Here is a 12921-nt window from a genome sequence, read left to right as displayed (position 1 = left end):
GGGAAGTATGAGCTGGCCCCCGGGCTAGCTCTTCTTTTTTCCCAACATTAACCGTAAACTCGATTTAGCCGCTTACCGCTCTACACTCAAAAGCGGCAATCAACGATACCAAGAGGTCCACATGACAAAGGAAATTAAGACCCAGGTGGTAGTATTGGGCGCAGGCCCTGCGGGTTATTCTGCTGCATTCCGCGCTGCCGATTTAGGTTTGGAAACCGTAATTGTTGAACGTCACGTAACCCTAGGCGGGGTTTGCTTGAACGTTGGCTGTATCCCATCTAAAGCATTGCTACACGTTGCCAAGGTGATTGAAGAGGCCAAATCTTTGGCTGATCACGGCATCGTATTCGGCGAGCCACAAACTGACATCGATAAGATCCGTACCTGGAAAGAGAAGGTAGTCGGTAAGCTGACCGGCGGCCTGGAAGGTATGGCCAAGATGCGTAAGGTTCAGGTTGTCCAAGGCCTGGGTAAGTTCACCGGCGCTAACAGCATGGAAGTGCAGGGCGACGACGGTGAAACCACCACTATCAACTTTGATAATGCGATTATTGCGGCGGGCTCGCGTCCGGTGCAGTTGCCGTTTATCCCGCACAACGATCCACGCGTTTGGGACTCCACCGATGCGCTGGAATTGCGTGAAGTACCAGAGAAACTGCTGGTTATCGGCGGCGGTATTATCGGTCTGGAAATGGGTACCGTATACAGTGCGTTGGGCAGCAACATTGACGTGGTTGAGTTTGCTGACCAGCTGGTTCCTGCGGCCGACAAAGACATCGTTCGCACCTACACCAAGCGTGTCAAAGACAAGTTCAACATCATGCTGGAAACCAAGGTTACCGCAGTTGAAGCGAAGAAAGATGGTCTGTACGTAAGCTACGAAGGTAAGCAAGCGCCACATGATCCAGTTCGCTATGACGCCGTGCTGGTGGCAGTGGGCCGAGTGCCAAATGGCCTGGGTCTGGATGCCGAGAAAGCGGGTGTTGAAGTGACTGAGCGCGGCTTTATTGAAGTCGATAAGCAGCTGCAAACCAACGTGCCGCATATCTTTGCGATTGGCGACATCGTCGGTCAGCCAATGCTGGCGCATAAAGGTGTGCATGAAGGGCACGTTGCCGCTGAGGTAATCGCCGGTAAGAAACATTTCTTCGATCCGAAAGTGATCCCATCGATTGCTTACACCGAGCCAGAGATGGCCTGGGTAGGTCTGACCGAGAAGGAAGCCAAAGAGCAGGGCATCAACTACGAAGCTTCGGTATTCCCGTGGGCTGCCTCTGGTCGTGCGATTGCGTCTGACTGTGCCGACGGCATGACCAAGATGATCTTCGATAAAGAATCTGGTCGGGTTATCGGTGGTGCGGTTGTGGGTACCAACGGTGGTGAGCTGCTGGGTGAGATTGGTCTGGCCATCGAGATGGGCTGCGATGCCGAAGATATCGCACTGACCATCCACGCTCACCCAACCCTGCATGAGTCTGTGGGCCTGGCAGCTGAAGTGTTTGAAGGCAGCATTACTGACCTACCAAACGCCAAGGCGAAAAAGAAAAAATAGCCAATAGCGCTAGCATTTCTTAGAGTAAAGGCAGCTTCGGCTGCCTTTTTGTTTTTTAGCACTTCTCCAGGAGGGTCAGTGGCTTATCGCGCATTGCTGGTTATCGTACTCGGGTTTTACTCCAGCCTATCGTTGGCGGAGCGGCCCACCGTAGGCTTGGCGCTCGGTGGCGGCGGTGCCAAGGGTGGTGCCCACTTAGGGGTGATGCAGCTGTTGGAGGAGTATCAGATCCCGGTGGATTATGTAGCGGGTACCAGCATGGGCGCCTATTTTGGCGGCATGATGGCTCTGGGCCTGAGCAGTGAAGAGATCGCCCGGCGCACCTATCAGCTGGATTGGAACAGCGGCTTTGTTGACGACGTAGGGCGCGGCGAGTCGGCTCTGCGCAACAAGCAGCAAGCTGATACCTATACCATTGAGCTTCCCTTCGGTGTGTCGTCTGAGGGGGTGCGCTTGCCAAAAGGCGCGGTGCAAGGCCAGACCATGGCGGGGGTTTTGCGCAAGGCGGTGGGCAATCTGGATGCCCTGACTAGCTTCGACCAACTGGCCATTCCCTATCGCGCTATCGCCACTGACATCGAATACATGCAGGAAGTGGTGCTGGACCACGGCGAGCTAAGCCGCGCTATGCATGCCAGTATGTCGGTGCCCGGAGCGCTGCGCCCCATCGAGTGGGAGGGCAAGTTGCTCTCCGATGGCGGGGTGGTGAATAACCTACCCATCGGTGTACTCAAAGAGATGGGGGCAGATATCGTGATTGCCGTGGATATCGGCGCCCAGCTCAAGCCCAAGAGTGAACTAGACTCGGCGGTGGCGGTGGTCGATCAGCTCTCTATATTTCTGACTCGTTCAGGCACCCAGCGGCAGATCGCCATGCTCGAGGGCCATGATTTGCTGATTGTCCCCGATATCAGCGATATCGGCACCTCTGAGTTTGCTGCGATGCCGCTGGCGCAACAGCGCGGCATCGAAGCCGCCCGTGAGCCGTTGGCTGAGCTGGCCAAGTTGTTCGAAGACTTTGATTACGAAAGCCATCAGCAGGAAATCGCGGCGCGGCGTCGCCAGCTGAACGAGCAAGAGCTTATCTATATCAGTAAGATCGCCATCGATAACCAAAGTAGCTATAGCGATGCGGTGCTGCTAGAGCGACTTGGTCTGGAAGAGGGCGAGTACCACTCGATTGCCGAGCTGGAAGAGCAGGTCAAAGAGCTGTACGCCTTGCGCCGTTTCGAGCGGGTGGATTACCAAGTTACCCAGCAAGATGGCGAGAACGTACTGCAGCTTCAGGCCACCGAAAAAAGTTGGGGGCCGGGCTTCTTCGCGCTGCACTTTAGCATTCAAGAGAATTTTGAGGACCGCACCGACGGCAACATGGGGCTGGCCTTCACGCTGACCCAGCTTAATCCTTTGGGAGCTGAGTGGCGCAACGAGCTGGAAGTCGGCACCCACAAGCGGGTATTCACCGAGTTTTATACGCCGCTAGATAACGCGCTGCGCTACTCGTGGGCGCTGGGCTTTGAGTACAACGACGTGGAACGGCGGGTGTTTGGCATCGATGACGAGTTAGAGTATCTCAACACCCGCTTCAAAACCTACAATGTGTTCAGCGAGCTGGCTTATCATTATCGCCCTTGGCAGGCATGGAGCTTAGGTGCGGCTTGGGAAGCGGGCGAGATAACCGCGTTGGGCTTCAATCTTAAGAGTGATTACGAGCTCTATGGCCCTTATCTGCGCTTTGACTACGATACTCTGGACAGCATTAGCTTCCCCACCCAAGGCAAGATGCTGAGTGTTGAGTGGCGCTACAACACCGAAGATGTGTCTGGCTTCTCGCCCAACCGGGTGCCGACCCTGGATGGCGAATGGCAGCTGCCTTTTTCTTATCTGCAGAATACCTTGACCTGGTATGGCGAGTTTGGCGGTTCGGACTCCGACTTCTTAGTACCTACCAATGCCCAAGATCTAGGTGGGTTCTTACGATTGTCGGGCTATCGCAAAGACCAACTCTCCGGTCGCTACAAGGCGATGAGTGGCCTGATGTATTACTACCGCTGGCGCGAGTTCGGTTCTGGCATTACCACGCCGTTTTACCTTGGTGGCTCATTGGAGCGAGGCGGGGTGTGGAACGAGCTAAGCGATCTGTCGTGGGGCACTAGTCAGTTCGCTGCCAGTATCTTTGCAGGCCTGGAAACCAACCTGTTGGGACCGATTATTCTATCCTACGGCCATAATGAAGAGGAGTCCTCCTTGTATCTGTTCATTGGCAATGATTTCTAATTAAATGATGTGAACAAAATGTAACGTGGGGCGGCGCTATTTTGCGAAACTTGACCATTAAGTCGATGAAAGTTATGGCCATGTAAGGGCTGGCTACGACCAAGGTGTGAGCCCGGATATTTTAAAAACTCGTTAATAACTGCTATATTGGCAGGCCGTGAGGCTCCCCGCCCACGCTATTGGACTAGGCCATCAGGCCCATTATAAAAGGAGCGAGTCGTGCTTGAGAGCTATCGAAAACACGTCGAAGAGCGTGCTGCTGAAGGAATCGTACCCACCCCCCTCGATGCAGAACAAACAGCCGCTTTAGTTGAATTATTAAAATCTCCACCAGCCGGTGAAGAAGAATTTCTACTGGATCTAATCGTTAATCGTGTGCCTCCGGGCGTAGACGAAGCCGCCTATGTGAAAGCGGGCTTCCTAGCTGCTATCGCCAAGGGCGACGCGAACTCTCCACTTATCAGTGCGGCCTACGCCACTGAACTGCTGGGCACCATGCAAGGTGGCTATAACATCGAATCGCTGGTGGCCTTGCTCGAGGTCGAAGAGCTGGCGCCGATTGCCGCCAAAGCCTTGTCGCATACCCTGCTGATGTTCGATGCCTTCTACGACGTGGAAGAAAAGGCCAAGGCCGGTAATGCTCACGCGCAAGCGGTGATGCAAAGCTGGGCCGATGCCGAGTGGTTCCTAAGCCGCCCAGAAGTGGCTGCGAAATCAACCCTGACCGTATTTAAGGTGACCGGTGAAACCAACACCGATGACCTGTCTCCAGCCCCCGATGCTTGGTCACGCCCTGATATCCCGCTACACGCCTTGGCGATGCTGAAAAACGCGCGTGATGGTATTGAACCGGATGATGCTGGCACGATCGGCCCGATGAAGCAGATCGAAGCGCTTAAAGAGAAGGGCCACCCGCTGGTGTACGTGGGAGATGTAGTTGGTACCGGTTCTTCGCGTAAGTCGGCAACCAACTCGGTTCTGTGGCTGATGGGCGATGATATCCCTTACGTGCCAAACAAGCGTGCCGGTGGTTTCTGCTTGGGCGGTAAGATTGCCCCTATCTTCTTCAACACCATGGAAGATGCCGGTGCGCTGCCCATCGAGCTGGATGTTGAGCAACTCAACATGGGTGATGTTATCGACATCTACCCCTTCGAAGGTGTGGTGAAGAAAGCCGGTAGCGATGAAGTGCTGTCTAGCTTCGAGCTAAAAACCGATGTGCTATTGGATGAAGTGCGTGCCGGTGGCCGTATTCCTCTGATTATCGGCCGTGGCCTGACTGATCGCGCGCGTGAAGCCTTAGGGCTTGAGCCATCCACCGTGTTTAAACGTCCAGCTGATGTTGCCGATACTGGCAAAGGCTACACCCTCGCTCAGAAAATGGTGGGTAAGGCTTGCGGAGTGGCAGGGGTTCGCCCAGGCCAGTACTGTGAGCCGAAGATGACCACCGTTGGCTCGCAAGATACCACCGGCCCGATGACCCGTGACGAGTTGAAAGACTTGGCCTGTTTGGGCTTCTCGGCGGATCTGACCATGCAGAGCTTCTGTCATACTGCCGCTTATCCGAAGCCAGTTGATGTGAAAACTCACCACACGCTGCCCGACTTTATTATGAACCGTGGCGGTGTATCGCTGCGCCCAGGTGACGGTGTTATCCACTCTTGGCTAAACCGTATGCTGCTGCCTGATACCGTTGGTACCGGTGGCGACTCGCACACCCGCTTCCCGATTGGTATCTCTTTCCCTGCCGGCTCAGGTCTGGTGGCTTTCGCTGCGGCAACCGGTGTGATGCCATTGGATATGCCGGAGTCGGTGCTGGTGCGCTTTAAAGGCGAAATGCAGCCGGGTATCACCCTGCGTGACTTGGTTCATGCCATCCCTTATGCCGCTATCCAGCAAGGTCTGCTAACCGTTGAGAAGCAAGGTAAGAAGAACATCTTCTCTGGTCGCGTACTGGAGATTGAAGGTCTTGAGCACCTTAAAGTTGAGCAAGCCTTTGAGCTAAGTGACGCTTCCGCCGAGCGTAGTGCCGCTGGCTGTACCATTAAGCTAGATAAAGCGCCGATCATCGAGTATCTGCAATCGAACATTGTGATGCTTAAGTGGATGATTGCTGAAGGCTATGGCGATCGCCGTACCATCGAGCGCCGCATTACCGCCATGGAAGAGTGGCTGAAAGAGCCTGAGTTGATGACTGCCGATGCTGACGCGGAGTACGCGGCAGTGATTGAAATCGACTTGGCCGATATCAAAGAACCTATCCTGTGTGCCCCCAACGACCCAGATGATGCGCGTTTGCTATCTACCGTACAGGGTACCGATATCGACGAGGTGTTCATTGGTTCGTGTATGACCAACATCGGTCACTTCCGTGCAGCCGGTAAGTTGTTGGATAAACACAAAGGCGCGCTGCCAACCCGCCTATGGGTTGCACCGCCAACTCGCATGGATCAAAAGCAGCTAACCGAGGAAGGCTACTACGGCATCTATGGCCGAGTGGGGGCTCGTACCGAGATCCCGGGTTGTTCGCTGTGTATGGGTAACCAGGCGCGAGTGGCAGATGGAGCTTCGGTAGTGTCGACCTCAACCCGTAACTTCCCGAACCGTTTGGGTACCGGGGCGAACGTGTTCTTGGCGTCGGCAGAGCTGGCGGCTGTGGCATCTATCATGGGGCGTCTGCCATCTGTGAATGAGTATCTGGAGTATGCGGCGCAGATTGATGTGAGCGCTGCCGATACCTATCGCTACCTCAATTTTGACGAGATCAAAGACTACGTTGACGTTGCTGATGAGGTGATCATTCAGCAGGCCGTCTAAAAAAACAGTAACAACTTATCAATACAAAAAGCGCGGTTATCCGCGCTTTTTTACATTTATTTGTCATAAAGCGATGATCCATTTTGGTGCAAAAATTAACCTGCATAGAGTAAAACCCTAATAAATTCCGCAATTAGAGAAAATATCTCGTTTGATGTCTCAATAGCCACATCAAAAATTTAGAAAGCTGGATAATTAAAGCTATAGCTGGTAAAAATAGGCGCAGGAGATTTTGAGTTAATTCTTACTTGTTGTATGGGAAGACCTATGTCGTTTAATGATGTTGTAAATGTTGGCTCGGTAGCCGTTGATATGAGTCAGAATAGCCTGACTTACCAAGAACAAAGTACTTACTTGGGGCCACTACGCGCTCACTTGCTAGGTTACCTGTGCCAGAACGTAAACCAAGTCGTTGGACGAGATGAGCTCTCTAAAGCTGTGTGGGGCCGCGTTGTTTCGGATCACACCATCAATCAGCACATCTCGCAGTTGCGTAAGATCATCGGTGGTCTGGACGCTAACGACCTGACTATTGCTACCATTCCGAAGAAAGGCTATATCGCACGTTGCGAAGCTGAGTCGCGCAAGAGCGGCGAGATGCCAGAAAGCACCGAGCAACCAAGTCGTGTACTGGTACTGGAAACCAACCCTGAGCTATACAGCGAACTGCAACAGGGCATCGTGACCGAAAGCAGCATGAATATTGAAGTTGTGAATGACCTTGATAACTTCCATATGCAACTGATGACCAACAAGTTTGATGCGCTAGTCGTCGATATTGAGCTGCCAGAGTCTGCAGGCCTGCGTTTGATTCAAGAGATCCGCACCGGCGATACCTAAGCCCGTGCCGATATTCCAGTACTGGCAATGGCCTCGAAGACTCAAAAAGAGTTGATGGGCTTTAACGTACTGATGGACGTGCAATCATTGTTGCTTAAGCGCTTCGATCAAGAGTCGTTCCACCGCCTAGTCCGTGCTGCGGTCGCTAGCTCGTTCTCGCTTAAGCCGAATGCTGCCTACAAGCTGGTGCCAGTGGATTTCATCCAGACTTCGGTGGCTGAAAAGTTGCAGAGCTTTTACATCAACGACTAAGGTTGTCCGATGGAATTAAGTATTCAGCGCACCCTAGACGGTGCGCTTTTAGTTGATTGCGGTGATGAACACCGCGGATTCTCGCAATGGTTGGAGCACGAGCTGCAACACAGCCCTGCTTATGTCGGTGAGTTTCTCTCTCAACTCAAAGCGCTACAACTCGGTGAACAGCTTTCAGTGCAGCGCGCTGAATATCTGATTGTGGCCGACCTCGATGAGGCTTCCATCCAAACTGCACCAATTGAAGGCGAGCAATTACAGCACCTCACACTCAACGAAGGGCTCTACCAAAACAGCTATGACTGCGCCTGCGGTTATGAGGATATGGTACAGCTATTAGAGTCAGTTCAATCATTTATTAACTGATGCTCCACCTTTTCAACAGTTTTTTCCTCTGTTTTTAGCAACATTGGCACGCAGCCTCTCTCGGTTACTGCACTGCATTGGTGCTCGGTTCCTGTACTAAATTCTGACTGCCCATAATTGATGCAAATCAAAAAATAAGCGCACCGTTGTGGTGCGCTGTGGCTGTGGCGTTCTCTTTAATATTTCATCTAATCCCTTGTTCCATAAGACTTTGGTCGCTTTGGCACAGCACTTGATTATGTCTATTCGACACTCAGTTATCGATTACTCTCTGGAGGGAACTCAGATGAAAATAATCAGTGCGATTATCAAGCCATTTAAATTGGATGACGTACGCGAAGCTATTGCCGAAGTTGGCGTTGATGGTTTGACCGTATCTGAAGTTAAAGGCTTTGGACGTCAGAAAGGACACACCGAACTTTATCGTGGCGCAGAATACCAAGTGGATTTTCTGCCCAAAGTAAAACTAGAGATTGCTACCAAAGCAGAAAACGTGGATCGCATCATCGAGGCGATTTCCAGTGCTGCATACACCGGCAAGATTGGTGACGGTAAGATCTTTGTTTACGACTTAAGCAACGTGGTACGTATTCGTACCGGTGAAGTCGATGCGGAAGCAATCTAGAAACGAAACAAGTTTAAAAACGACGGGGTTTTAGAGATATGGAAAATCAAATTTTTGAGCTTCAGTACGCCATCGACACCTTTTACTTCTTGGTGTGTGGCGCGCTGGTTATGTGGATGGCTGCTGGTTTCTCGATGCTGGAAGCTGGCTTGGTTCGTGCCAAGAACACCACCGAAATTCTTACTAAGAACGTAGCGTTGTACTCCATCGCTTGTATCATGTACCTGATTTGCGGTTACCAAATCATGTACGACGGCGGCCTGTTCCTGTCTGGTATCGAAGGCTTCGATCTGGGCGGTATCTTAGCCGACAAAGCCGATGCTGGTTTTGATGGTGATAGCGTATACTCTGGCGCTTCTGACTTCTTCTTCCAGGTTGTATTCGTAGCAACCTCTATGTCTATCGTATCTGGTGCGGTAGCTGAGCGTATGAAGCTGTGGGCCTTCCTGGCATTCGCAGTGGTTATGTGTGGTCTGATTTACCCACTTGAAGGTGCCTGGACGTGGGGCGGTCAAGCGGTATTCGGCCTGTACACTCTGGATTTCTATGACTTTGCGGGTTCAGGTATCGTTCACTTGGCGGGTGCTGCTGCAGCATTGGCTGGTGTACTGCTACTGGGTGCACGTAAAGGTAAATACGGCAAAAACGGTTCTATCAACCCAATTCCTGGCTCAAACATGCCACTTGCTACCTTGGGTACCTTCATCCTTTGGATGGGTTGGTTCGGCTTCAACGGCGGTTCGGTTCTGAAACTGGCTGATGCGGGTAATGCTCACTCTGTTGCGATGGTATTCCTGAACACCAACGCTGCGGCTGCTGCCGGTGCGGTTGCTGCTCTGATTGTGTGTAAGCTGACTTGGGGCAAAGCTGACCTGACCATGATGCTGAACGGCGCTCTGGCTGGCCTGGTTGCCATTACTGCTGAGCCTTCAACTCCGACTGCTCTGCAAGCCACCCTGTTTGGTGCGGTTGCTGGCGTAATCGTTGTTGCTTCAATCGTGTTCATGGACAAAATCAAGATTGATGATCCAGTAGGTGCTATCTCAGTACACGGTGTTGTTGGTCTGTTCGGTCTGCTGCTGGTGCCACTGACTAACTCTGATGCTAGCTTCGGCGGCCAGATTGTGGGTGCCCTGACCATCTTCGTATGGGTATTCGCAGCAAGCTTCGTAGTGTGGAGCATCCTGAAAGCGGTAATGGGTATCCGTGTAAGCGAAGAAGAAGAGATGAACGGTATGGACCTGGCCGACTGTGGTATCGATGCCTACCCAGAGTTCGTAAGCGTAAAAGCGACCAGCTAATCTCAAATAAAATTAATGTCTTAAAAAGCTCGCCAATGGCGGGCTTTTTTATTGGCTTTTTCTCAAACTTTGAAGTAGCATTTAACGCAAATAGAAATGATTCGCATTAAAGGATTTGACTGAATGTTAAACGCTATCCGTAATCTTGCTGTATTTGTTACCGCGCTTGCCACTGCTGTGCCTGCGTTCGCTGCTGGTGAAGTAAACCTATACTCCTACCGTCAGGAAAGCCTGCTAAAGCCGCTAACCGATGCATTTACCGCTGAGACCGGCATTAAAGTTAACGTTGTTCATGCTGAGAAGGGACTCACTGAAAAGATCATTGCCGCAGGTGATAACAACCCTGCAGACCTAGTACTAACCGTTGATGTTGGTCGCTTGGAAGAGGTTCGCGCAGCTGGCCTGTTTGAGCCAGTAGAATCCGAGGTGATTAGTGAGGTGGTCCCTGCCCACTTGCGTCACCCAGAGAACCTTTGGTTCGCTCTGACTACCCGAGCTCGCGTTATCTATGCACATCAAGATGTTGCCGAAGATGCTCTGACTTCAATTCGCGATTTGGCTGACCCTAAGTGGAAAGGCCGCATCTGTACTCGCTCTGGTAAACATGTTTACAACATTGGTCTGATTGCCTCAATCATTGCTGAAGATGGCGAAGAAGCCGCCGAGCAATGGCTGCGTGGCCTGAAAGCTAACCTGGCGCGCAAACCGCAAGGTAACGACCGCGCGCAGGCCAAAGCCATCTTTGAAGGTCAGTGTGACCTGGCTATCGCCAACCGCTACTACATGGGCAAGATGCACTACAATAGCAAGAGCCCCGAGCAGCAACAGTGGGCTGAACAGATCCGCGTCGTGTACCTAGACCAAGAGATCGGTGGCCGAGGCCAGCATATCAATATCTCTGGTGCTGGTTTGCTAAATACCGCGAAAAACCGCGATAACGCAATTAAGTTACTAGAATTTTTGCTTGGCGAAACTGCTCAGGGACTGTACGCTAGCGCCAATTTTGAAGAACCTGTGCGCGAAGGAATTGCAACTGACAGTTACATCGAAAGCCTAGGTAGCTTCAAAGCTGACCGCATTAACCTCCAAGAGGTAGCTGAGCACCGCGCTGCAGCAGCCCGCTTGGTTGACCGAGTAGGTTTCGATCTCTAAGCGCTTCGGGTCTTGATGTAAAAGCTGGCTGTGTGCCAGCTTTTTGTGGTTTATCTGACGCCAAGTAGAACATGCTTAATCTCGCCAGTTTTGACAACCTTCGTTTTACCAGGATTGACCGTTGGGTCATGATTGCCTGCTGCATCGCGTTGTTTGCGTTGCTGCCTTTGGCCACCCTGTTGTGGCTCTCCGCCACACCCAATGCCGAGCTATGGTCCCATCTTCTGGACCGAATATTCTGGGTCTACCTCAACAACACCCTGATTTTGTGTATCGGCGTCGCGCTGCTCACCACCCTCATTGGTACCAGTACCGCCTGGTTGGTGACGCGCTTTAATTTTCCACTGAAGCGCTTCTTGGAATGGGGGCTGTTGCTGCCATTAGCGGTACCCAGCTACATCTTGGCGTTTGTGATTACCGACCAGCTGGAGTATGCCGGCTTTGTGCAGCGCTCGCTGCGAGTGATCTTTGGTTGGCAGAGTGCCCGTGACTATTGGTTCCCTGAGATCCGCTCGATGGAAGGGGCGATCATCGTGCTCTCCTTGGTGCTCTATCCCTATGTCTATTTGCTGGCCCGAGCGGCCTTTGTGGAACAGGCGGCGCGCCTGTTTGAGATGAGCCGCTGTTTGGGTAAGACCCAAACCCAAAGCTTTTTTAAAGTGGTGCTGCCGATGGCGCGTCCCGCCATTGTGGTGGGCCTGACTTTAGCGATGATGGAGACCATCAACGAGTATGGCACCGTGGCTTTTTTCAGTGTGCCGACCTTAACCGCCGGCATCTTCGATGTCTGGCTGAACATGAGCAGCCTCTCTGGCGCGGCGCAGTTGGCCATGTTGCTGGTGGTGGTAGCCATCGTTCTGCTGTCGCTGGAGCGCTATAGCCGTAGCGCCGGTAAGTACTACAAACTAAGCGGTCAATCGCCACGCATGCTGGCCGAAAAGCTGCCGGTGGGGCGTGGTTTAGTCTGCACCTTTTACTGCTTGTTGCCGATTACCTTGGGCTTCTTGCTTCCAGTGGGGGTGCTGGGTAACTACTCGCTGCGTAGCCTCGACAGTGACCTGACAGTGTATTTCCAAAACGCCTGGAACAGCTTGTCGCTCTCAGCCATGGCGGCTTTCTTTACCATGCTGATGGGGGTTGGCTTGGCTTATGGAGTGCGCTTGTCGAAAAGCCCGTGGATGCGTTGGAGCGCGGAGCTTGCCACGGTGGGCTATGCCATTCCCGGTGCAGTGCTAGCGGTGGGGATCCTCTACCCGATGGGGCTGCTTGATAACTTCCTGGATGGCCTGTCTCGTCGCTGGTTTGATTACCCCTTGGGGCTGCTGATTACCGGCTCGGGCGCGGCCTTGGTGATTGCCTACTCGCTGCGTTTTATCGCGCTGAGCTTCCGTACACTCGATGCCAGCCTGACCAAGATTACTCCACAGATGGACGATGCTTCACGCAGCTTAGGCTCTAACTCCGGTAAGACCTTGTGGCGCATTCATCTGCCGCTGATGCGACCGAGCCTGCTAACGGCCATGCTACTGGTGTTCGTTGACACCATGAAAGAGCTGCCGATTACCTTGGTGCTGCGCCCGTTTAACTTTAATACCTTGGCAACGCAGGTGTGGGACCGCGCCTCGCTGGAGCAGCTTGAGCACAGCGCGCTCGCTGCTATCACCATCTTGCTTACCGGGATTATCCCGGTGATCTTTATGAGCCGTAATATCAGCCGTCAGCAATACGCTGGCGCCTAA

General features: G+C 52.7%; 10 protein-coding genes. All 10 read left to right on the top strand.

Features of this window, described 5'->3' with window-relative positions; translation table 11 throughout:
- Positions 1-121 precede the first annotated feature (121 nt).
- The 10 genes from lpdA to G462_RS21710 all read left to right on the top strand — a co-directional run bounded on the left by lpdA (position 122) and on the right by G462_RS21710 (position 12921).
- Positions 122-1552, top strand: coding sequence for a dihydrolipoyl dehydrogenase (gene lpdA / locus G462_RS0104385; RefSeq protein WP_026957907.1), 1431 nt, complete (start codon positions 122-124; stop codon positions 1550-1552).
- Between the two features lie 78 nt (positions 1553-1630).
- Positions 1631-3829, top strand: a complete 2199-nt coding sequence (locus tag G462_RS0104380; protein ID WP_026957906.1) for a patatin-like phospholipase family protein — start codon at positions 1631-1633, stop codon at positions 3827-3829.
- A gap of 219 nt (positions 3830-4048) precedes the next feature.
- Positions 4049-6646, top strand: a complete 2598-nt coding sequence (gene acnB / locus G462_RS0104375) for a bifunctional aconitate hydratase 2/2-methylisocitrate dehydratase (protein ID WP_026957905.1) — start codon at positions 4049-4051, stop codon at positions 6644-6646.
- Between the two features lie 267 nt (positions 6647-6913).
- Positions 6914-7486 carry a winged helix-turn-helix domain-containing protein gene (locus G462_RS21715; RefSeq protein ID WP_051326526.1) on the top strand — a complete coding sequence of 191 codons (573 nt, stop codon included), beginning with the start codon at positions 6914-6916 and terminating at the stop codon, positions 7484-7486.
- Positions 7487-7513: 27 nt separating this feature from the next.
- A complete protein-coding gene (locus G462_RS23780; protein WP_157378555.1) occupies positions 7514-7738 on the top strand; it encodes a hypothetical protein in 225 nt (74 codons plus the stop codon).
- Positions 7739-7747: 9 nt separating this feature from the next.
- Positions 7748-8104: a YacL family protein gene (locus tag G462_RS0104365; protein ID WP_026957904.1), complete on the top strand. Its 357-nt coding sequence runs from the start codon at positions 7748-7750 to the stop codon at positions 8102-8104.
- Between the two features lie 286 nt (positions 8105-8390).
- The gene (locus G462_RS0104360; RefSeq protein ID WP_026957903.1) at positions 8391-8729 is read left to right on the top strand and encodes a P-II family nitrogen regulator; all 339 of its coding nucleotides are present in this window, start codon (positions 8391-8393) and stop codon (positions 8727-8729) included.
- A gap of 38 nt (positions 8730-8767) precedes the next feature.
- Positions 8768-10030 (top strand): ammonium transporter, encoded by a 1263-nt coding sequence (locus G462_RS0104355; RefSeq protein WP_026957902.1) that lies wholly within the window; start codon positions 8768-8770, stop codon positions 10028-10030.
- A 123-nt stretch (positions 10031-10153) separates the two neighbouring features.
- Positions 10154-11182, top strand: coding sequence for an extracellular solute-binding protein (locus tag G462_RS0104350; protein WP_026957901.1), 1029 nt, complete (start codon positions 10154-10156; stop codon positions 11180-11182).
- 128 nt (positions 11183-11310) lie between these two features.
- Complete coding sequence (locus G462_RS21710) at positions 11311-12921, top strand: ABC transporter permease (RefSeq protein ID WP_245579530.1); 1611 nt, start codon at positions 11311-11313, stop codon at positions 12919-12921.

This window comes from Aliagarivorans taiwanensis DSM 22990 (genome assembly GCF_000429505.1).
GTDB lineage: Bacteria > Pseudomonadota > Gammaproteobacteria > Enterobacterales > Celerinatantimonadaceae > Aliagarivorans > Aliagarivorans taiwanensis.
Note: the sequence above shows the minus strand (reverse complement) of the source record. Positions and strands in the feature narration are given on the sequence as shown.